Raw genomic sequence first — 20,701 nt, 5'->3', positions numbered from 1 at the left:
GCAGCGCCTTTGGTAAAATTCTGAATTATGTCCAAGACTTCCGATCGCATCAATTTGACGAATCAGTTCCTGATCGCCATGCCCAACATGGCCGATCCCACGTTCTCCGGGACTGTAGTCTACCTGTGCGATCACAGCGAACGCGGTGCGCTCGGCCTTGTCATCAATAGGCCGACCGACATCGACCTCCAGTCGCTCTTCAATCGCATCGACCTGAAACTCGAGATCGAACCGCTCGTGCATCTGCCCGTCTATTTCGGCGGCCCGGTGCAGACGGAGCGCGGTTTTGTCCTGCACGAAGAGAACGAGGGCGAGCCGTACACGTCGTCGATGAGCGTGCCCGGCGGCCTCGCCATGACCACCTCGAAGGACGTGCTCGAAGCGGTCGCGAGCGGCAAAGGGCCCGAGCGCTTTCTGCTCACGCTCGGTCACGCCGGGTGGGGCGCGGGCCAGCTAGAAGACGAAATCTCGAAGAACGGCTGGCTGACCGTCGAAGCCGATCCGCGCATCATCTTCGACGTGCCCGCCGAAGAACGCCTCGAAGCGGCCTTGTCGCTGCTCGGCGTCTCGCGCTCGATGCTGTCCGGCGAAGCGGGCCACGCATGACGGGTCACGCATGAGGCCGGCGGCGACCCTCCTGGCATTCGATTACGGCGAGAAACGCATCGGCGTGGCGGTCGGCAATACCTTGACGAAGCAGGCGCGCGCGCTGCTCGTACTCGAAAACCGCAATCGCGAATATCGCTTTGAAACGGTCGGCAAATTGATCGATGAGTGGAAGCCGGATGCGGTCGTGGTCGGCCTGCCGCTTCATCCCGACGGCACGCCGCACGAAATGACACAGCAGGCGAAGCGGTTCGGCAATCAGGTCAACGGGCGTTTCAACGTGCCGGTCAACTGGGTCGACGAGCGCTATTCATCGGTCGATGCGAAGGCCGAACTGAAGGCGAGCGGCGCGCGCCCCAACGCGCGCGGCCGCTACGACGAAATCGACGCCGAAGCGGCGCGCGTCATCCTCCAACAATTTCTAGACGGACTGTCCGACGATCATGAGTTCCATTGACGCCGAAGCGCTCTATCGCGTGTTGCTCGATCAGATTCGCGCGGCTCACGGCGAGTCGCTGAAAGCCGCCGATGGCGCCGTGCTCTGCGGCATCTACAGCGGTGGCGCCTGGCTCGCCGAGCGTCTCGCGAAGGATTTGGGCGTGAAGGAATTCGGCGTCGTGAACGTGTCGCTGCATCGCGACGATTACGCGAAAAAGGGCCTGCACAGCCAGGCGAGCCCGACGTCGCTGCCGTTCGAAGTCGACAACCGCAAGATCGTGCTGATCGACGACGTGCTCTCCACCGGACGCACGGTGCGCGCGGCGGTCAACGAGCTGTACGACTACGGCCGCCCGGCATCGGTTGATCTCGCCGTGCTCGCCGATCGCGGCGGACGCGAATTGCCGATCGCGGCGCGCTTCACTGGCGGCGTCGTCGACGTGGCCGCGGGCGAAGACCTCGTCCTCGCCAAACGCGACGACGGCACGCTCGCCTTCACCACCGAAGCGCGCAAAGACTGATCATCAAGCCGCAGCACTGAATACCCAGGACAGAAATGAACACCGCCACTCAGGGTTCTGCCGAGAGCAGCACACCGGACAACGCGTCCGCGCGCGCATCCAACACGTTCCGATATGGCTTTCTCAAAGGCAATCCGCAGCTCACGAAGAACGGTGAGCTGAAGCACCTGCTGACCATCGAAGGATTGCCGCGCTCAATCGTCACGCATATCCTCGATACCGCCGAGCAGTTCGTGAGCGTGACCGATCGGGAAGTGAAGAAGGTGCCCTTGCTGCGCGGCAAGTCGGTGTTCAACCTCTTCTTCGAGAACTCGACGCGCACGCGCACCACGTTCGAAATCGCCGCGAAGCGCCTGTCGGCGGACGTGCTGAATCTGAACATCAACGCATCGTCGACGAGCAAGGGCGAGTCGCTGCTCGACACGATCAACAACCTCTCCGCGATGCACGCCGACATGTTCGTCGTGCGCCACGCGTCAAGCGGCGCGCCGTACCTGATCGCCGAGCATTGCGCGCCGCACGTGCACGTGATCAACGCCGGCGACGGCCGTCACGCGCACCCGACGCAGGGCCTGCTCGACATGTACACGATCCGCCACTACAAGCGCGATTTCACGAAGTTGCGCGTGGCGATTGTCGGCGACATTTTGCATTCGCGGGTTGCGCGCTCGGATATTCACGCGCTGACGACGCTCGGCGTGCCCGAAGTGCGCGCGATCGGGCCGCGCACGCTGTTGCCGGGCAACCTCGAGCAGATGGGCGTGCACGTCTATCACAACCTCGACGAAGGGCTGAAGGGCGTCGACGTGATCATCATGCTGCGCCTGCAGAACGAGCGCATGACCGGCGCGCTGCTGCCGTCCGCGCAGGAGTATTTCAAGAGCTGGGGTCTCACGCCCGAGCGCCTCGCGCTCGCCGCGCCCGATGCGATCGTCATGCATCCGGGGCCGATGAACCGCGGCGTCGAAATCGATTCGCAAGTGGCCGACGGCCCGCAGTCGGTGATCCTGAACCAGGTGACGTTCGGCATCGCGGTGCGAATGGCGGTGATGGGCATCGTCGCGGGCAACAGTGACTAAGCGGGATAAAGAACACGACATGAAGATCCAGATTCAGGGCGGCACGCTCCTCGATCCGTCGGCCGGCACCGAGCGGCATGCGGACGTTTTCATCGCGGCGGGACGCATCGTCGCCATCGGCGACGCGCCCGCCGATTTCAACGCGGCCAAGACCATCGACGCGAGGGGGTTGTCGATCGCGCCGGGCTTCGTCGATTTGTCGGCGCGCCTGCGCGAGCCGGGCTTCGAGCACAAGGCGACGCTCGAATCCGAAATGGCCGCGGCGCTCGCGGGCGGCGTGACGAGCCTCGTCTGCCCACCCGACACCGATCCCGTGCTCGACGAACCGGGCCTCGTCGAAATGCTCAAGTTTCGCGCGCAGAAGCTGCATCAGGCACATGTGTATCCGCTGGGCGCGCTGACCGTCGGCTTGAAGGGCGAGGCGATCACCGAGATGGTCGAACTGACGGAGGCGGGCTGCATCGGCTTCTCGCAGGCTGACAATCCGATCATCGATACGCGCACGCTGCTGCGCGCGCTGCAATACGCGACGACATACGGCTACACCGTATGGCTGCGTCCGCAAGACGCGTACATGGCGCGCGGTGGGGTCGCGGCGAGCGGAGCGGTGGCGTCGCGGCTAGGGCTGTCGGGCGTGCCGGTGTCGGCGGAAACCATCGCGCTGCACACCATCTTCGAGCTGATGCGCGTGACGGGCGCGCGGGTGCACCTGTCGCATCTGTCGTCGGCGGCGGGCGTCGAACTCGTGCGCGTTGCAAAGGCCGAAGCGCTCGCGGTGTCGTGCGACGTGACGATCAACCACGTCCACCTGACCGACGTCGATATCGGCTATTTCGACTCGCAGTACCGGCTCGATCCGCCTTTGCGCTCGCAGCGCGATCGCGATGCGATCCGCGCGGGGCTAGCCGACGGCACGATCGACGCGATCTGCTCCGACCATACGCCGCTCGACGACGACGAAAAGCTGCTGCCCTTCGCCGAAGCGACGCCGGGCTCGACCGGCCTCGAACTGCTGCTATCGCTCACGGTGAAGTGGGCGCGCGAGGCGAACCTGCCGCTCGCGAAGGCGCTTTCGCGCATTACCTCGGCCCCCGCCGACGTGCTGAAGCTGTCCGCCGGGCGGCTCTCGGCGGGCGCGGTCGCTGATCTCTGCATCTTCGATTCCGCAGGCGACTGGCTTGTCGATCCGCGCAAGCTGAAGAGTCAGGGACACAATTCGCCGTTTCTCGGCTACGAACTGCCGGCGCGCGTGCGGGCGACGATCGTCGCTGGCCACGTTGCCTACGAAGCCCGCTGACGATGCGGCTCGCGTGGCGCAAGGCACGTCTCGTCGGGCATCTGCTGCACGGCATGTGGATCGTCGCGACGCGGTTTCCGCGCGCGTCCGCGCGCGAGCGGCTCGACATGAACCGCGCGTGGTCGCTGAAGATGCTGCGGCTTGCGGGGATGAAACTCGTCGTTCACAACGACGAAGCGCGGCTCGACAGCGGCGTGCTGGTGGTCGGCAACCACATTTCGTGGATCGATATCTACGTGATCAACGCCTGGCGGCCGACGCCGTTCGTCTCGAAGGCGGAAATCCGCAAGTGGCCGATCGTCGGCTGGCTCGCGCAGCAGTTGGGCACCGTGTTCATCCAGCGCGAGAAACGCAGCGACGCAAAGCGGATCATGCACGAGCTCGCGAATCGTCTGATGGCGGGCGAGCTGATGTGCGTGTTCCCGGAAGGCACGACGTCGAACGGCGAGAAGCTGCTGCCGTTTCACGCGAACATGTTTCAGGCGGCGGTGTCGGCGTCGTGTCCGGTGCAGCCGATTTGTCTCATGTACGAGGACGCAAACGGGCGGCAATCGTCGGCGCCGGCTTATATCGATGACATGTCGCTTGGCGAATCGCTCAACGCGCTGCTGCGCGGCGCGCCGCTGACGGCGCATCTTTATGTATGTGAAGCGCTCGCGCCCGGCGCGAACCGGCGGCTGCTGGCGAGCGAGGCGCAGGCCGCGATCGAAAGGGCGCTCTTCAGCCTGCGCGGCGACGCGGCTCCAGATGTCCAGCCGGCCGCCATCGACATGGCGCCGCTCAGTCTTTCATCGCGCAGCTGACCTGCGTGACGATGCGCTCCGCCGGGTCGGCTGCGAGCCGCACCGCCGACAGCTTGTTCCCCCAGACGCAGCCCGAATCGAGACACATCACGTCGTCGCGGATCATCAATCCGAGCGCGGCCCAGTGGCCGAACACGACCGTCACGTCCTGCGTGCGGCGTCCGGGGACGTCGTACCACGGCATGTAGCCGGGCGGCGCGGCGTCCGGGCCGCCGTTGTTCGCGAACTCCATCGAACCTTCCGCCGTGCAAAAGCGAATCCGCGACAGCGCGTTGTAGGTCACGCGCAGGCGGTCCGCGCCGGTCAGCGAATCATCCCAGCGATGCGGCTCGTTGCCGTACAGCGACGCCAGCGTCTCCTTCCACTTCGGCCCGCGCAGTGCCTGCTCGAGTTCGTGGGCGAGTTCGAGCGTCATCGTGGCGTCCCACTGAGGCAGCACGCCCGCGTGAACCATCAGCATCCCGTGCTCGAAGTGCGCAAGCGGCTTGTGGCGCACCCAGTCGATGAGATCGCCGGCGTCTTTCGCGCTGAGGATTTCATCGAGCGTGTCGCCTTTCTTCGACTTGCGCAGGCCCGCCGCGACCGCGAGCAGATTCAGGTCGTGATTGCCGAGGACGACCGTCGCGCGCGGGCCGAGCGCGATCACGTCGCGTAGCGTCTGGAGCGATTCGGGGCCGCGATTGATGAGGTCGCCGGCGAACCAGAGCGGGGTGTCGTCGGTGGGGGCGAGCTTGCGTAAGAGCCGCTTGAACGGCTGGCGGCAGCCTTGCAAATCACCGAAAGCGAGCGGGGGAACGGCGAGGGAGAGTGAGTCGGTCATTGGGCAGGGTTCGTGGGGATTCGAGGCATGGCGGCCATTATGGAACAACGCACGCACCGCCGCCGACGGCCTCGTCGCCCGCCCGTTACAACTTTGAAGCCGGCGAGTCCTAGCTGTTTCAAGTTGTTAGGTGTGTAGTTTTTGCACGGTACGGCTTTATAATCAGCGTCTAATCAACACGGCGGGATTTTCCGGAAATCGGTCGGATTTGCCACACATTCACGCCGCGCGCAATGCATTGCGCAATTTTTCCACGTCTACACGCACTGTTTTTGGCGGGATCGGATCGTCGAAAACGACTGCAAAGAGGGCTTCTATGATTCTCGTAACGGGCGGTGCCGGCTTTATCGGCGCCAACTTTGTGCTTGACTGGCTGCAGGGCTCCGATGAAGTCGTGCTCAACGTCGACAAACTGACGTACGCCGGCAATCTCGGCACGCTCAAGCCGCTGCAGGGCAATGCGAACCACATTTTCGCGCGCGCCGACATCTGCGACCGCGCAGCGATGGATGCGCTGCTAGCCGAACACAAGCCCCGCGCGATTCTCCACTTCGCCGCCGAGAGCCACGTCGACCGTTCGATTCACGGTCCGGCGGATTTCGTGCAGACGAATGTCGTCGGCACGTTCACGCTGCTGGAAGCGACCCGTACTTACTGGAGCGCGCTGCCCGAGGATGAAAAGCGGGCGTTCCGCTTCCTGCAAGTCTCGACCGACGAAGTCTTCGGCTCGCTGTCCGCCACCGACCCGCAGTTCTCCGAGACGACTCCCTACGCGCCCAACAGCCCTTATTCGGCGACCAAGGCCGGCTCCGACCACCTGGTGCGCGCGTATCACCACACTTATGGCCTGCCGGTACTCACGACCAACTGCTCGAACAACTACGGCCCGTACCAGTTCCCGGAAAAGCTGATTCCGCTGATGATAGCGAACGCGCTTGGCGGCAAACCGCTGCCCGTTTATGGCGATGGCCAGAACGTGCGTGACTGGCTGTATGTCAGCGACCATTGCAGCGCGATCCGCGAAGTGCTCGCGCGCGGCACGCCGGGCGAGACGTACAACGTCGGCGGCTGGAACGAAAAGAGAAATCTCGAAGTCGTGCATACACTGTGCGATCTGCTCGACCGTTTGAAGCCGCGGGCCAAAGGCTCGTACCGCGACCAGATCGCCTACGTGACCGACCGTCCGGGCCATGACCGCCGTTACGCAATCGACGCGCGCAAGCTTGAGCGAGAACTTGGCTGGAAGCCTGCCGAAACGTTCGAGACCGGTCTCGCGAAGACGGTCCAGTGGTATCTCGACAATCAAGCGTGGGCGGACGAAGTGGCTTCCGGCGAGTACCGGAAGTGGGTCGAGACCAACTACGCCACGCGCGCTTGAGGATCTGATCATGGCGCGCAAAGGCATCATTCTCGCGGGCGGCTCCGGCACGCGGCTCTATCCGATCACCCATGTCGTCTCGAAGCAGCTGCTGCCGGTGTACGACAAGCCGATGATCTATTACCCGCTCTCGACGCTGATGATCGCCGGCATTCGCGACGTGCTGGTCATTTCGACGCCCGAGGACACGCCGCGCTTCGCGAGCATGCTCGGCGACGGCAGCCAGTGGGGCATGAACGTCCAGTACGCGGTGCAGCCGTCGCCGGATGGGCTCGCGCAAGCGTTCATCATTGGGCGCGATTTCATCGGGAACGATCCTTCCGCGCTGATCCTCGGCGACAACATTTTTTATGGACACGACCTCGCGAAGCAGCTCGAAAGCGCCGACGCTCGGACCGACGGCGCGACCGTGTTCGCGTATCACGTGCACGATCCCGAGCGTTACGGCGTGGTCGAATTCGACAAGTCGTTCCGCGCGTTGTCGATCGAAGAAAAGCCGCTGAAGCCGCGCTCGAACTACGCGGTGACGGGGCTGTACTTCTACGACAACGAGGTATGCGATATTGCGGCGGACATCTTGCCGTCGCCGCGTGGCGAGCTTGAGATTACCGATGTCAACTCGCGCTATCTGGAGCGAAAGAAGCTCGACGTCGAGATCATGGGGCGCGGTTATGCGTGGCTCGATACCGGCACGCACGATTCGCTGATCGAGGCGGCGACGTTTATCGCGACGCTGCAAAAGCGGCAGGGTCTCGTGGTGGCGTGTCCGGAGGAGATCGCCTATCGCCGTCAGTGGATCGGCGACGAGCAATTGCTCGCGCTCGCCAAGCCGCTCGCGAAAAACGCTTACGGACAATATTTGCTCAATCTTCCCAAGGACCAAGTTGCATGGCCATCCAAGTAACCGCCACGGCAATCCCCGACGTCAAGATCATCGAACCGAAGGTTTTCGGCGATGCGCGCGGCTACTTTTACGAAAGTTTCAACGCGCGTGAATTTGCCGAACAGGTCGCGCCGGGCGTTGAGTTCGTCCAAGACAATCACTCGCGCTCTGGGCGCGGCGTATTGCGAGGCCTGCACTACCAGATTGAGCATGCGCAGGGCAAGCTCGTGCGCGTGGTCGAAGGCGAGGTGTTCGATATTGCCGTCGATATCCGCAAAAGTTCGCCGACGTTCGGGAAATGGGTGGGCGTGACGCTGTCGCAAGACGATCACCGGCAGCTTTGGGTGCCACCCGGTTTTGCGCACGGGTTTGTCGTGGTGTCGGAGTCGGCGCAGTTCCTCTACAAGACCACGGACTTCTGGTCTCAGGCGCACGAGCGCAGCATCGTGTGGAACGATCCTGACATCGGCATCGACTGGCCGATCGACGGCGAGCCGCTGGTGGCGGCGAAGGACGCGGCGGGCAAGCGGCTTGCCGAAGCCGAGGTGTTCGCATGACGGAGTCCGTATGAGCACGCTTTCTTCTCCGCGCAAGATCCTCGTGACCGGCGTGAACGGCCAGGTCGGTTTCGAACTGGTGCGCTCGCTTCAGGGTCTGGGCCAGGTCGTTGCCCTGACGCGTGAACAGGGCGATCTGTCGAACCTCGACCAACTTCGTAGCGTCGTCCAGACGGTTCGTCCCGCGCTGATCGTCAATCCGGCTGCCTACACGGCGGTCGATCGCGCCGAGAGCGAGCACGAACTGGCGATGCGCGTGAATGGCGAAGCGCCCGGCGTGCTGGCCGAAGAGGCGAAGAAGATCGGCGCGGCGTTGGTCCATTATTCGACGGATTACGTGTTCAACGGCGCAAAGGATGGCGCGTACGTCGAAGACGATCCGACCGATCCTCAAAACGTCTACGGTAAGAGCAAGCTGGCGGGCGAGCAGGCAATCGCGGCGAGTGGCGCGAATCACCTGATTTTTCGCACGAGCTGGGTGTATGGTGCGCGCGGCAAAAACTTTCTGTTGACGATGCTGCGGCTTGGCGCGGAGCGACCGGAGCTGAAGATCGTCGCCGATCAGTTCGGCGCGCCCACCTGGAGCAACACTATCGCGACGCTTACATCGCATGCCGTTGCGCAGGCGTTCGCCGCGTCCGATTCCGCCGAATGGTGGAGCGAGCGCTCGGGCGTGTATCACCTGACGGCTTCGGGCTCAACGTCGTGGCAAGGTTTCGCCGAGGCAATCTTCGAAGCGGCAGCGCTCGAAAAACGCCCGCAAGTCACCGGTATTCCCGCCTCGGATTACCCGACGCCGGCACGCCGGCCGACGAATTCGCGCATGTCGAACGACAAGTTCGTGCGCGTGTTCGGTTTGCGCTCGCCTGACTGGAAGGACGCGCTCGGGTTGTGTCTGGAAGCGCGTTGACAGGCTCGGCGGCGCCTGTGCGCACCGGATGCGTCGTCGTATTCTACCGGCCGGATCGCGCGTGCGTTGAGCGGGCGAACCGGCTTGCGTCGGTTCATCGTGTGGTCGTGGTAGACAATTCCGAAGAGCGCGTGACGGCCGAAGCACTCGGATTGTCGGCGAGCATCGCATATCTTTCGAACGGCGAAAATCTCGGCATTGCGACCGCCCTGAACCAGGGTGTCGGTCGGTTGATCGACGAGGATTTCGACTCCGCACTGCTCTTCGATCAGGACAGTTCGCCCTCGGTCGAATTGCTCCAGCAATTGCCGCTGGTCCTGGCGGACCACGTAGCGCGCGGCGAACGAATTGCGCTGGTCGGTCCCGCATACGACGACGCCCGCCTCGGCGGAGTTGCCCCATTCGTCCAGTTCCGCTATTTCAAGCTGCGACGCATTGCCCCGGTCGGCAATACGCCAATCGACGTGGATTTCCTGATTACATCTGGCTCGTGCGTCAACCTGCGGTGCTGGCAAGAGATCGGCCCGATGGACGACGCCCTGTTCATCGATTTTGTCGATCTCGAATGGTGCGCACGCGCCCGCCACAAGGGGTTTCGCGTACTCGGCGTGCCGTGGCTCACGTTGACTCACGAACTCGGCGACGAACCCGTCCAGGTGCTGGGTCGAACTTATCCGATGCACAGCGCCGTGCGGCATTACTATCTGTTCCGCAATGCCGTGGCCCTGATGGCCCGGGGCTATATTCCATGCACCTGGAAATCGACCGAATTGGTGAAGATGCCGCCGCGGTTACTGATCTATGCCTTGCTGCCGCCGCGCAACGGCGTGCATCTGAAGATGGCGTTCAAGGGAATCTGGCACGCGCTGCGCGGACGCGCAGGGCGGCTGTAGCGCGACTCCCGCGAAACGCGGCAGAGGGGCCGTGCAGTTACTCGAACTGCCCGATCCGCGGAGGATCCGAGAGGGCGAACGGTGAAACGTCCGTCTTGACCGTGAGGTTGCGGTTGTAAGCCGGATCGTTCGCGATCAGATCCGGCCAGCGCGCTTCCATCCAGCGGACTTCACGCACGAACCGCTGATATTTGTCGGCATCCATGTCCGAGCCGCGCGTGGCCGACTCGTAGTGGTACAACTCCGCGTGCGGCGTCCAGACATTGCGGTAGCCTACCTTGAGCACCTTCAGACAGAAATCGACGTCGTTGAACGCGACCGCCAGTTCTTCGTCGAGTCCACCGACTTCCTCGTAGATCGATTTGCGGATCACGAGACACGCCGCCGTAACAGCCGACAGATTCTGCGTGACCACCGCCCGACCAAAATAGCCGAGTTGCCAGCGCCGCAACTGGTGATGCATATGCCCAGCGACCCCGCCGAGGCCGAGCAGAACGCCGCCGTGCTGGAGCGTATCGTCGGGATACCAGAGGCGAGCGCCCACCGCGCCCGCGCCCGGTTGCGCGGCGAGGCTCACCATTTCGCCGAGCCAGTCCGGCGTAATCACTTCGATATCGTTATTCAACAGGCACAGGAACTCGCCGGTCGCTTGCGACGCCGCGCGGTTGTTGAGCGCAGAGAAGTTGAACGGGGAATCGTCGCGCAGCACGCGGATTTTGCTGTTGGCGGCCAGTTCGCCGAAGTAGTCGAGCGTTTCCTGCTTAACGCTGCCGTTATCGACGATCAGAATTTCGTAATCCGGATACTGTGTTTTTCCCAGCACACTGTCGATGCACTGGCGCAGCAGCGCGACGCCATCGCGCGTGGGAATGATGATCGACACGCGCGGCGCCGGCGTCGGCACTGCATAGCGAACGCGCAGTTGTCCGGCTTCGCCGAACGGTTCCTCGACGCTTGCCTCGATGCCGCTGCGCTGCAAATGATCTTCGATCGCCCGGATTCGCGCTGTATGCGCATAGGGCTTTTCGCTGCCGCTCTGGGCCGTGCTGCCCGGCATGATGCGCCAGTGGTACAGCACGTGCGGAATGTGAACCACGCTGCCGTGACCCGCGATCTCGATGCAGCGCAGTGTCAGATCGTGGTCTTGGCTGCCTTCGAGACCCTTTCGAAAACCGCCTGCCTGCCGCACCAGCGCCGTCTCATAAACGCCCAAGTGCGAGAAGAAGTTTTGCGACAGCACCAGGTGTGGATTCCAGTCGGGTTTGAAGTAAGGCGCCGTGCGTACGCTGTCGACCGTGAATTTGTCTTCGTCGCTGTAGAAGAGGCGGCCGGCCGGAAACCGGTTCGCGTATTGCGCGACCATGAAGAGCGCGTGTTCGGGGAGGATGTCGTCGTGATCGAGCAAGGCGACGAATTTCCCCTGCGCTAGTTCCAACGCGCTGTTGCTCGCCGCGGAAATGTGGCCGTTGACCGGACGGACGGTGTAGCGGATGCGCGGATCGGCGGCGGCCGCCTCGGCGAGCACGCGCGCGACTTCGGGGTTCGGCGAGGCGTCGTCGGCGATGCACAGTTCCCATTGCTCGTACAACTGCGCGCGCACGGAGCCGATCATCTCGCGCAGCAGTTTTTCGTCGCTGTTGTAAGTAGGCACGACGATCGAGATGAGCGGCTTGTCGGGCAGCGCGGCGATAAGGCTGCGAACCTTTGCGCGCTTCGCGTCGTCGAAGGAATCGAAACGTTCGATCCACGCGTGATAGCGCTCGTCGGACGGCGGCCCGTCCGCGAATCCCATGCCGCTGTTCAGGCGCTCCAGCCGGCCGAAGATGCCGCGTGGACCTTCACGCTTGACGATGGTCCAGTAGTAGCCAAGCGCGCTTGCGAGGCCACCCCGAACCTCCGCCTGACGACGGATGGTGTGCGCCACGCGCGGCGCCATTCGTGCGCACTGGATCGCGAGGCGCAATGGTGCGGTGATGCGCCAGGAGGTGGACCCCTTGAGCGCGTCGACATCGAGTTGCAACTGGGACGCCTTGCGTTGCAAGGCGGCGGCGAGTTCGGCATGCTGCCGGGCGTCGGCTAGCTGGTTTTCGAGGACGGCGATGCGCTGGCGGGCGTTTTCGAGCGCCTCTTGCAGGTCCGGAGCGGAAGGATCCAAATCGTCAAGTCTCATTGTTTTGCGGGGGAAGGCGGAAACCGGCGGCGGTACTCGCGAACGCGTTGTTACCTTCTGACGATGCAATTGGAGGTCGTCTGTGAACCCGGTACAATAGTTGGCCGCTTAACCCGGGGGCCGGGTCTTTCGCGACGCTCGCAAATGCCGGATTCCGCATGCTATTTTCGGGCCGACGTGTTCTCGCCTGGCGCGCCATTTTCCCATACTTTTTCCCGCTTCCGACACACCATGCATCAGACAGGACTGCTTTATGCAAGCTAACGCTTTAAGGTCTAACGAAGATGGCCGGCTAGCGCAAGCGGCCCGCGACGTCGCGGAAGGCGTAACGAATTATCCGGTTTGGGCCACGCTTGCATGGCAGGATATCCGCCAGCGCTATCGGCGTTCGGTGTTGGGGCCATTGTGGATCACGCTGACGATGCTCGTCACGATTGCCGGAATGGGGCCGCTTTACGGCGCGCTGCTGAAAATCGACCTGAACGATTTCGTGCCTCATCTCGCGCTTGGCATCATTACGTGGGGTCTGATTTCGGGGCTGATCCTCGACGGCTGCGCGTGCTTCAGCGCCGTGGAGTCCGTCGTCCGGTCCGTGCGGCTGCCGCTTACGCTGCACGTCATGCGCTCCATCTGGCGCAACTTCGTCATGTTCGGCCACAACATACTGGCGTATTTGCCGGTCATGATCGTTCTGCACATCACACCGAGCTGGACGTGGCTGCTCGCTATTCCTGGCGCATTGCTCGTGATCATCGCCGCGTTTCCCGCGTCGCTCATCCTCGGCATTTTCTGTACGCGTTTTCGCGACATGCAGCCTATCGTCGGCAGTATCGTCCAATTGGCCTTTTTCTTGACGCCGATCATCTGGAAGCCGGAAGCACTCGGCAATCGCGCCTATCTCGTCGCCTATAACCCGCTTTATCTGTTCATGGAAGTGGTCCGTGGCCCGATTTACGGCGGTGTCCCGTCGGCTGTCATTTATCTCGGCGCGATCGGTGTCACCGTTGCGCTGTATCTGATCGCGATTCCGCTGTTCGCCCGCTTCCGCGCCCGCATCGCGTTTTGGATTTGAACGATGGCCTATATCAGTCTAGAAAATTGCACGCTTCATCTGCCGGTCTACGGTACTGGCAATCGCTCACTCAAACAGATGGTCCTCGCTGCCGCCACCGGCGGCCGCATCGCATCCAATAGCCGAAACATCACGGTGGTCGAGGCGTTGCGCGACATCACCCTCGAGATTCGCGCAGGAGACCGCGTCGGGCTCGTCGGTCACAACGGTGCGGGCAAGACCACGCTGTTGCGCATGCTCGCGGGCATCTATGAGCCTACTTTCGGCACCTTCCGAAGCCAGGGCAAGGTCACGAGCCTGCTCGACGTCACGCTCGGTCTCGACTACGAAGCGACCGGCTACGAAAACATCATCCTGCGCGGATTGATTCTCGGCGCGACGAAAGACCGGATGCGCGAGCTGACGCCCTCCATCGCAGAATTTTCCGAACTCGGGGATTACCTGAGCATGCCCGTTCGCACCTATTCCAGCGGCATGGTGCTGCGTCTCGCGTTCTCGATCATCACGAGCGTCGAGGCGGATATCCTGCTGATGGACGAGTGGCTGAGCGTGGGTGACGCGTCGTTCGTCGCGAAAGCGGAAGAGCGGATGCAATCGTTCGTCGGTCGGGCCAGCATTATGGTCCTGGCGTCGCACAATCCGGCCATAATCGACGACTTATGCAATGTCAGGCTGACGCTCGAACACGGTACGATCAAGGAAGTCGTGCGACTCGAACGCCCCGCCGGCGCACCCGTGAGCGTGGTTTAGGAAGAAGGTCACCGCGCCTCAGTCCTGAGCGCGCCTTCACGCTTGCGGGAGCGTCGTCCCGCGCGTGCAGTAAGTCGAGAGATAGCCAATGACAGTACAGTTGCCCGCAACGGGCGAACGTTTTCTGCCCGACTCGATGTCCGGGGACATCACGCTTGAGCATCAGCATCGGTACTATGCGGCGCTCGACCTGGCGCGCGGACTTGACGTCCTCGACGTCGCGGCCGGTGAGGGCTATGGGTCGGCGCTTCTCGCGGGCGTCGCGCGATCGGTAGTCGGCGTTGATATCGACGCCAATGCGGTCGCGTTCGCGGAGCGCAAGTACGCGTCGTCGACGCTAAATCTGCGCTTTGCCGCGGGCTCGTGCACTGCGCTTCCGCTCGCGGATGCGAGCGTCGATCTCGTGGTGAGTTTCGAGACGATCGAGCATCACGATGAGCATGAGGCCATGCTGGCCGAAATCCGCCGTGTGTTGCGCCCAGGCGGTGTCCTGGTGATCTCGTCGCCAGACCGGCATGAGTATTCCGATCTTCCCGGCTACAAGAATCCGTTTCACGTCAAGGAACTGTATCGGCAAGAATTCGCGGCGTTGCTCGCGCAATCGTTTCGCGCGCATCGGCTGTATGGTCAGCGGGTTCGCCAGGCGTCACTGCTGTTCGCGCTCGACGCAACTCCTGGACAGCACAACGATATCGTCAATTACTTGAGCACGCCGGGCGCGGGCGCCGTTGAACGGGAGAGCGGCACGATCGCGCCGCGCTATTTGATCGCGGTGGCGTCGGATGCCCCCGTGCTGCCCGCGCTGGCGGTCGGCACATTCGCCGCGCACGATTCGGAAACAGCGACCGCGCGGCTGACGGAATCGCTCGAGGCGTGGCGCAAGCGGGCAGAGAACACCGCTCGCGAACTGGAACACGCGCAAGCGTCGAGCCGCGCGGCGAGTGCGGATGCGGCGCGTCTGCGTACTGAAATCGAGGATTGGCGCAAGCACGCGAGCAATCTTCAGACACATGCCGACGCGCAGGACATCACTCTGCACGAAGTCGCGGCGCGGCATGGTCTGCAATTGAAGGAGGCGCACGATCTCGGCTTGAAGGACGCCGACGAGCGGGTCGCGAAAGCGGTCGAGCCACTCGAAGCGCAACTCGCCACGTTGCGTGACGCAATCGCCGATCGCGATGCGCAATTTCAGGCCGTCGTGCGTTCGGCCTCGTGGCGGGTGACGCGGCCTTTGCGTGTGGGGCGCCGGATCGGCGCCCGGCTTAAGGCGCTTCGTCCTGCGCGGCCCCTTGCCGAAGAGGGCCCGCGCGGCCCCGTCGTGACGGAAGATTTCGACGAGACGTACTACGTGCGTCGCTACGCCGATGTAGCGCGCGCGGGCGGCAATCCCTATCAGCATTATTTGATGTTCGGGCGGGTCGAGGGCCGCTCTGGACGTCCGCCCAAACTGCATCTGCGCGAAACGAAGGACGCATCGCGGGCAATCTTGGAAGGCGCCGCGCCGGCCTCCGCCACGCACGGCGCGCCCAAGCGCGGCACAGTGCTTGTGGTGAGTCACGAAGCCACGCGCACCGGTGCGCCGGTCCTCGCCTGGAACATTTGTCGCGAGCTGCGCGAGCACTATCACGTGGTGGCCTTGCTGCTCGGCAAGGGCGGTCTGGTCGAAGCCTTCGACGAAGTGTGCGATGCCGTTGCCGGGCCTTATTTGCCCGCCGAGCGCGATCCGCTCGCGTTGTCCGCGGTGATCGACGAGCTGTGTCGCCGTTATGCGTTCGACTTCGCGATCGTCAACAGCATCGCGTCACGCGCCGTGCTCGAGCCGCTCGCCGAACGCTTCGTGCCGACGGCGTTGCTGATGCACGAGTTCTTCCGGTTCCACTGTTCGGCGGACGAACTCGTCGATGCGTTCGCGTGGGCGGGTCAAGTGGTGTTTTCGGCCACTATCGTGCGTGATAGCGCGGACATCGAGCGGACGCATCCGGCGATCCTGCGCTCGCACGTTTTGCCTCAAGGCAAATCGCAAATTCCCGCCGATCCGGCCAGGGAAAATTCGGGCAGCGGCGGCACGCCGGCCGACGCGGCGGCGCGTATCGACAAGCTGCAGAAAAAGATTCTCGGTGCACGCACGAAGAAGCCTTTCATTGTGCTCGGCGCGGGCACGATCGAATATCGGAAGGGCGTCGATCTTTTCGTCGCGACTGCGGCCGAGATCAGGCGGATTGCGCCGGATGCCGACATCCTCATGGTCTGGATCGGCGGCGTCGTTCCGGGTTACAAGCAGTACGCGGATTTCGTGGCGACGCAAGTCGAGCAGGCGGATTTATCCGATCGCGTCGAGTTCGTCGGCGAAACGCCGGATCTCGAAGCGCTTTATCGCTTCGCCGATCTTTGTTTCATCTCGTCGCGGCTCGACCCGTTGCCCAACATCGCCCTCGACGCCGTCGCAGCCGGTTTGCCCGTGCTGTCGTTCGAGCGAGCGACGGGCGTCGCGGAAAATTTCATCGGCGACCCGCAGCTCGAACAATGCGTGTTGCCGTTTCTAAATGTAGAAGAAGCGGCGCGCCGGGTGGTTGCGCTCTACCATGCGCCGGAACTGCGCCGGGCCGTGTGCGAGCACGCGCTGCAACTTGCCGAGCGCCGCTTCAACATGACGCGGTACGTGGAAACGCTGATCGGCATGTCGAAGCAGGGTAAGCAGGCGACGGCGCAGGAAGAACGCGACGTCGAGGCTTTGCTCGCCGGCGAGGACTTCGCGGAATGGTTTTTCCTGCCGCCCGGTTCGCTCACGAGCCGCGCAGACGCAATCCGCAAATTCGTCAAAGCGGCGCAAGGCGGTATCTTCGCGCGCAAGCCCGCGCCCGGTTTCTATCCGCACCGGTATGTGGAGCGGCACGATCTCGGACCGGAGCAAATCAATCCGCTCGTGCATTACGTCACCGCCGGCAAGCCCGCCGGAGAATGGCAGGAACCGTTGATAGACGTCTCCAAGCCGCGCCCCGTTCATACCGATGCGCTGCGGATTGCCGTTCACATTCACGCGTTCTATCCTGAACTGCTCGCGGACATCATCAGCCGTCTGGCCGCGAGCAGACTGAAGGCGGACCTTTTCGTCAGTGTGCCGTCGCAGGAGATCGCGACCGACTGCCGCCGTCAGCTCGCGGGTTACCGGTTCGGCTCGGTTGTGCTGCGCGTCGTACCTAATCGCGGCCGCGACATCGGTCCTTTCGTCACTGAATTCGCGGCGGACCTGACGCGCTACGATCTGGTCGGCCATTTTCATACGAAGAAAAGCGTGCACGTTGAGGCGAGTTCCGACCTCGTGCGCAACTGGGTGAATCACGTCATGGAAACCTTGCTGGGCGGCGCCCATCCGGCGGCTGAAACAATTGTTTCGGCCTTCGCAGACGATCCGGCGCTCGGCATGGTGTTCGCCGACGACCCGCACATGATCGGTTGGGACAAAAACCTGCCGTTCGCGAAGCCGCTCGCCGAGAAGCTCGGTCTCGCGAAGCTGCCGGAGCAGTTCTTTTCGTTTCCGGTCGGCACGATGTTCTGGGCGCGCCCTGCGGCGCTCGCACCGCTGTTCGCGCTGGGGCTGGATTGGGACGACTACCCGCCCGAGCCGCTGCCGATCGACGGATCGATGCTGCACGCGCTGGAAAGGTTGTTGCCGAGCGTCGTCGAACTGGCTGGTTTGACGCGGCGCGTTTCCTTCCTGCCTGGCGTGACGCGCTGACCAAGGACCCGCACACATGATTATTCCGACTTCGTCTGCATCTTCCGTCAAACGGGCGCTCGTGCTCGGTGGCGCCGGCTTTCTCGGCACGCACCTCGTGCGCGCACTGCTCGCGAGCGGCGTGCAGGTGAGAAGCTTCGAACGTCGCAAACGCGATTCGGCGCCCGACGTCGCGTCATCGCTCGATGTTCCTCTGCGCGTCACACCGGACGATCCGCGGCTTGAGATCGTCACGGGCAATTTTTCGACCGGCGAAGGGATCGCGAAAGCGCTGGAAGGCGTGGACCTCGTGTATCACCTCGTCAGTACGACCGTGCCGAGTACCTCGAATGCCGACCCGGTAGCGGACGTCGAAGGCAACCTGCTCGGCGCGCTGCGTCTCCTGAACGCCATGCGGGCGGCCGATGTGGGCCGAATTGTCTATGTGTCGTCGGGTGGAACGGTGTATGGCAATCCGTCGACGCTGCCGGTGCCGGAGAATCATCCGCTGGAGCCGCTCTGTTCGTACGGTGTCGTCAAGGTGGCGGTCGAAAATTATCTCGGCATGTACGCGCATCTCTACGGTCTGACGGCGAACGTGCTGCGCGTGTCGAACCCGTATGGGACGCATCAGCATCGCATCGGCGTGCAAGGCGTGATTCCAACCTTTTTCAAGAAGATCGCCGAACGCACGCCGATCGAAATCTGGGGCGACGGCTCGGTCGTACGCGATTATCTGCACGTGAAGGACGTGGTGTCCGCGCTGTTGCTTGCCGGCGCCCGCGATCGCTCAGGCACTTTCAATATCGGCAGCGGCGTCGGCCACAGCATCAACGAGGTGCTCGAGATCGTGCAGCGCCAGACCGGGCTCGCCGCCGACGTGCGCTATCTGCCGCAGCGAAAGTTCGATGTCGAGCGTATCTACCTCGATATATCTCACGCCCGGGCCGAACTGGGCTGGGAGCCGCTTTTAGGTCTGGAGGTCGGATGCGCGGAGTATGAGCGGGCGTTGCGCCTTAGCGGACGGGCGGAGAGCAGCGGGGGCGCGCGATGAGTGAAGTCGCGCTGGCGCAGGGGAAACCGTTCTACCCCACGATAAATGCGTTGTCGGCAGAGTTGGAGACGCTTTTCGCGGAAGGCGATTTCGACGGCGTGCTGGTTCGCTTGCAGGCCTTCGTGCAAGCCGTGATTCTGGATCGCCGGGCGCTCGCGAAGGTCTTCGCGGACCCCGTGCTGGATGCGTGGTGTCAGCGGATCGGCGCCGCGGTCGCGGCCGAAGTCAACGCCAACACTGACGCGGCGTACGCTGAATCGCGTCTGTGTCGATGACGGCGGGCAGCGTGAGGTCCGCACTTGCCAAACGCGCTGCGGGCGCGTAATGCGCCCCGCCAACGTCGATAACGGCGGAATATTCGATTGCATCGGAATCGAACGCGCCTGGCGTGACGTCGAGCCCGAGCCGGGCGTCGTCGCGGTCCCAGCGAAGTCCATCGGATGATCTGGCGTAACCGAGCCATTCTCGACCCGCGCACGAATGAGTTTCAATACCCACGATCCCTGTCCCAAGGCGACTTGCCACCATCCTGACCAGGATTCTAGTGCTGTCTCGTACAGCAAAGCGCCGCGGGCCTGGTCGACGGCGAACGTTCTTGCCGCATTGCTGAAGCGCTCCTTGAAGGTAATGACGCTACGAGCCGAACACTCGTGATCCGCATCGAGGGCAGCCTGCGATCGGCCGGCGAGTGTGTTGATATATGCCAGAAGCCACCAACCGTCGGCATTGTCGACGTTCGATTGAACCGCCTCCGTCAGCACGGCGATGGCTTCGATGAACGTTCGTTCGTGCCACGTATCTCCGTGCGCATTTTTCTTGAGCGCCTTGAAGACATTCAGCGCAATTCCGCCGAATGCGTAGGCCTCGAACTCGCTCGCCCATACGGCCTGCATCCCGAGCAGATCGCCCAGACCCCGCAGCGCGATATCACGCACCGTGCGCTTGGTCGCAAGTTCGCGATACAGGAATTTCGAGTCGTCGAAGAAGCCCTGGATTTTCTGCACATTGGCGAAATAGAGCCACGCGCTCAACCACGGAGCGTGCGCCAACTGCCCAACATGACATGCGGTCTTCGCGATTCGGTTGCGCTGGCATATATAGGTTTGACAATGCGGCCGAACATCCGCCCCGAGTCCGCGCATGAATCGCGTCAGCGAAAGCGAATAATATTTAAGCGGTGTGAGGCGCTGCTCGGAGCGGGTAATCGATGGAACGTGGATTCTGCGAAACGCGTGAATCGAAAGAAGCGCAGCGAATACAGCGAACCGGAAAGCCGGAGTGCGGCCGACGAATCTCGCGATGCGCTTACCCATCGTCGGGAACGCTAAGGAAGAGCGAATAAATGCTGTGGCCGTAGATTGTCTGCTCGGTTGCATAATTGTTGGATGTAGTCAGGGAACTTCATCTGGAATCCCGTGTATTGTATGGCAAACAATCTCACCCTTACGGTGCAGGAGGGCAATCCCTGAGGCGGCGAGGCACCGCGCTGGTTTATCTTGGATGTTCTACTTACGAGCGCACCTTGAACCTTTGACGGTGAACTAAACGGCTCCCCACGATCTGACTTTTCTTCGGCATATCGAAAGCCTTCGCAACAACCATAACGTTGAACAGCCTCTTTCGAATCTCGAGTGGGTGAAGTGCCGGGTCAAGTGCGGGCGCAAGCCCGGCGAAGCGAACACTTGACGCGCGTCGGGTAGATAAGCTGAGGCAGGGCTGGTTGCGGCAGAATGAGGCAACCAGCCCTGCGAGACG

The 20,701-nt window shown here is 62.8% G+C and carries 19 protein-coding genes; 15 read left to right on the top strand and 4 right to left on the bottom strand.

The annotated features are described in order from the left end of the window. The first annotated feature begins 27 nt into the window (after positions 1-27). From AWB67_RS01910 to AWB67_RS01885, 6 genes are read left to right on the top strand one after another with little or no spacing between them, the layout of a single operon-like run. Complete coding sequence (locus AWB67_RS01910; RefSeq protein ID WP_025527882.1) at positions 28-606, top strand: YqgE/AlgH family protein; 579 nt, start codon at positions 28-30, stop codon at positions 604-606. 10 nt (positions 607-616) lie between these two features. Then, a complete protein-coding gene (ruvX, locus tag AWB67_RS01905) occupies positions 617-1,063 on the top strand; it encodes a Holliday junction resolvase RuvX (protein ID WP_087654556.1) in 447 nt (148 codons plus the stop codon). Next, a complete protein-coding gene (gene pyrR / locus AWB67_RS01900; RefSeq protein WP_087654555.1) occupies positions 1,050-1,565 on the top strand; it encodes a bifunctional pyr operon transcriptional regulator/uracil phosphoribosyltransferase PyrR in 516 nt (171 codons plus the stop codon). Before ruvX ends, pyrR begins: the two co-directional genes overlap by 14 nt. Positions 1,566-1,600: 35 nt before the next feature. Then, the gene (locus AWB67_RS01895) at positions 1,601-2,644 is read left to right on the top strand and encodes an aspartate carbamoyltransferase catalytic subunit (protein ID WP_087654554.1); all 1,044 of its coding nucleotides are present in this window, start codon (positions 1,601-1,603) and stop codon (positions 2,642-2,644) included. A gap of 19 nt (positions 2,645-2,663) precedes the next feature. Continuing rightward, the gene (locus AWB67_RS01890; protein ID WP_087654553.1) at positions 2,664-3,941 is read left to right on the top strand and encodes a dihydroorotase; all 1,278 of its coding nucleotides are present in this window, start codon (positions 2,664-2,666) and stop codon (positions 3,939-3,941) included. Between the two features lie 2 nt (positions 3,942-3,943). Further along, positions 3,944-4,744 (top strand): lysophospholipid acyltransferase family protein, encoded by an 801-nt coding sequence (locus AWB67_RS01885; RefSeq protein WP_087654552.1) that lies wholly within the window; start codon positions 3,944-3,946, stop codon positions 4,742-4,744. Here AWB67_RS01885 and AWB67_RS01880 read toward each other — a convergent pair. Beyond that, entirely contained in the window at positions 4,722-5,564 is an 843-nt protein-coding gene (locus tag AWB67_RS01880) for a symmetrical bis(5'-nucleosyl)-tetraphosphatase (protein WP_087654551.1), read from the bottom strand. The genes AWB67_RS01885 and AWB67_RS01880 overlap by 23 nt on opposite strands. Before the next feature lie 316 nt (positions 5,565-5,880). Between AWB67_RS01880 and rfbB the strand changes: the two genes are divergently transcribed. From rfbB to AWB67_RS01855, 5 genes are read left to right on the top strand one after another with little or no spacing between them, the layout of a single operon-like run. Then, positions 5,881-6,942 carry a dTDP-glucose 4,6-dehydratase gene (gene rfbB / locus AWB67_RS01875; protein ID WP_087654550.1) on the top strand — a complete coding sequence of 354 codons (1,062 nt, stop codon included), beginning with the start codon at positions 5,881-5,883 and terminating at the stop codon, positions 6,940-6,942. Between the two features lie 10 nt (positions 6,943-6,952). Further along, entirely contained in the window at positions 6,953-7,846 is an 894-nt protein-coding gene (rfbA, locus tag AWB67_RS01870) for a glucose-1-phosphate thymidylyltransferase RfbA (protein WP_087654549.1), read from the top strand. Further along, on the top strand, positions 7,831-8,382 hold the full coding sequence (gene rfbC / locus AWB67_RS01865) for a dTDP-4-dehydrorhamnose 3,5-epimerase (protein WP_087654548.1): 552 nt from the start codon (positions 7,831-7,833) through the stop codon (positions 8,380-8,382). The genes rfbA and rfbC overlap by 16 nt, the downstream gene beginning before the upstream one ends. 10 nt (positions 8,383-8,392) lie before the next feature. After that, positions 8,393-9,292: a dTDP-4-dehydrorhamnose reductase gene (gene rfbD / locus AWB67_RS01860; RefSeq protein ID WP_087654547.1), complete on the top strand. Its 900-nt coding sequence runs from the start codon at positions 8,393-8,395 to the stop codon at positions 9,290-9,292. Next, on the top strand, positions 9,274-10,185 hold the full coding sequence (locus AWB67_RS01855) for a glycosyltransferase family 2 protein (RefSeq protein WP_374729793.1): 912 nt from the start codon (positions 9,274-9,276) through the stop codon (positions 10,183-10,185). The genes rfbD and AWB67_RS01855 overlap by 19 nt, the downstream gene beginning before the upstream one ends. Positions 10,186-10,222: 37 nt before the next feature. Here the strand turns inward: AWB67_RS01855 and AWB67_RS01850 are convergent, their stop codons facing one another. Further along, positions 10,223-12,121, bottom strand: a complete 1,899-nt coding sequence (locus AWB67_RS01850; protein WP_235025014.1) for a glycosyltransferase family 2 protein — start codon at positions 12,119-12,121, stop codon at positions 10,223-10,225. Between the two features lie 487 nt (positions 12,122-12,608). On the opposite strand from AWB67_RS01850, the gene AWB67_RS01845 reads away from it, so the two are divergent. From AWB67_RS01845 to AWB67_RS01830, 4 genes are all read left to right on the top strand, one after another. Further along, positions 12,609-13,427 (top strand): ABC transporter permease, encoded by an 819-nt coding sequence (locus tag AWB67_RS01845; RefSeq protein WP_087654544.1) that lies wholly within the window; start codon positions 12,609-12,611, stop codon positions 13,425-13,427. A gap of 3 nt (positions 13,428-13,430) precedes the next feature. After that, complete coding sequence (locus AWB67_RS01840) at positions 13,431-14,177, top strand: ABC transporter ATP-binding protein (protein WP_087654543.1); 747 nt, start codon at positions 13,431-13,433, stop codon at positions 14,175-14,177. 88 nt (positions 14,178-14,265) lie between these two features. Continuing rightward, positions 14,266-17,913 (top strand): rhamnan synthesis F family protein, encoded by a 3,648-nt coding sequence (locus tag AWB67_RS01835; protein ID WP_087654542.1) that lies wholly within the window; start codon positions 14,266-14,268, stop codon positions 17,911-17,913. Between the two features lie 16 nt (positions 17,914-17,929). After that, entirely contained in the window at positions 17,930-18,946 is a 1,017-nt protein-coding gene (locus AWB67_RS01830; RefSeq protein ID WP_087654541.1) for an NAD-dependent epimerase/dehydratase family protein, read from the top strand. Here the strand turns inward: AWB67_RS01830 and AWB67_RS39395 are convergent. Next, on the bottom strand, positions 18,829-20,259 hold the full coding sequence (locus AWB67_RS39395) for a tetratricopeptide repeat protein (RefSeq protein WP_125477532.1): 1,431 nt from the start codon (positions 20,257-20,259) through the stop codon (positions 18,829-18,831). The genes AWB67_RS01830 and AWB67_RS39395 overlap by 118 nt on opposite strands. 196 nt (positions 20,260-20,455) lie before the next feature. Next, positions 20,456-20,701: hypothetical protein (locus tag AWB67_RS41690; protein ID WP_235025005.1), on the bottom strand; the 246-nt coding region annotated here is incomplete at its 5' end.

Source organism: Caballeronia terrestris, from assembly GCF_001544515.1.
GTDB classification, from domain to species: domain Bacteria; phylum Pseudomonadota; class Gammaproteobacteria; order Burkholderiales; family Burkholderiaceae; genus Caballeronia; species Caballeronia terrestris.
The sequence above is the reverse complement of the archived record's forward strand: the minus strand, read 5'-3'. Positions and strand labels throughout refer to the sequence as shown.

Coding starts and splice junctions, on each gene's coding strand:
- pyrR (WP_087654555.1), top strand. CDS start 1,050: ATGAGTTCCATTGACGCCGAAGCGCTCTATCGCGTGTTGCTCGATCAG.
- AWB67_RS01835 (WP_087654542.1), top strand. CDS start 14,266: ATGACAGTACAGTTGCCCGCAACGGGCGAACGTTTTCTGCCCGACTCG.
- AWB67_RS01840 (WP_087654543.1), top strand. CDS start 13,431: ATGGCCTATATCAGTCTAGAAAATTGCACGCTTCATCTGCCGGTCTAC.
- rfbC (WP_087654548.1), top strand. CDS start 7,831: ATGGCCATCCAAGTAACCGCCACGGCAATCCCCGACGTCAAGATCATC.
- AWB67_RS01890 (WP_087654553.1), top strand. CDS start 2,664: ATGAAGATCCAGATTCAGGGCGGCACGCTCCTCGATCCGTCGGCCGGC.
- AWB67_RS01895 (WP_087654554.1), top strand. CDS start 1,601: ATGAACACCGCCACTCAGGGTTCTGCCGAGAGCAGCACACCGGACAAC.
- AWB67_RS01885 (WP_087654552.1), top strand. CDS start 3,944: ATGCGGCTCGCGTGGCGCAAGGCACGTCTCGTCGGGCATCTGCTGCAC.
- AWB67_RS39395 (WP_125477532.1), bottom strand. CDS start 20,259: ATGGGTAAGCGCATCGCGAGATTCGTCGGCCGCACTCCGGCTTTCCGG.
- AWB67_RS01830 (WP_087654541.1), top strand. CDS start 17,930: ATGATTATTCCGACTTCGTCTGCATCTTCCGTCAAACGGGCGCTCGTG.
- rfbA (WP_087654549.1), top strand. CDS start 6,953: ATGGCGCGCAAAGGCATCATTCTCGCGGGCGGCTCCGGCACGCGGCTC.
- AWB67_RS01880 (WP_087654551.1), bottom strand. CDS start 5,564: ATGACCGACTCACTCTCCCTCGCCGTTCCCCCGCTCGCTTTCGGTGAT.
- rfbD (WP_087654547.1), top strand. CDS start 8,393: ATGAGCACGCTTTCTTCTCCGCGCAAGATCCTCGTGACCGGCGTGAAC.
- rfbB (WP_087654550.1), top strand. CDS start 5,881: ATGATTCTCGTAACGGGCGGTGCCGGCTTTATCGGCGCCAACTTTGTG.
- AWB67_RS01910 (WP_025527882.1), top strand. CDS start 28: ATGTCCAAGACTTCCGATCGCATCAATTTGACGAATCAGTTCCTGATC.
- ruvX (WP_087654556.1), top strand. CDS start 617: ATGAGGCCGGCGGCGACCCTCCTGGCATTCGATTACGGCGAGAAACGC.
- AWB67_RS01850 (WP_235025014.1), bottom strand. CDS start 12,121: ATGGCGCCGCGCGTGGCGCACACCATCCGTCGTCAGGCGGAGGTTCGG.
- AWB67_RS01845 (WP_087654544.1), top strand. CDS start 12,609: ATGCAAGCTAACGCTTTAAGGTCTAACGAAGATGGCCGGCTAGCGCAA.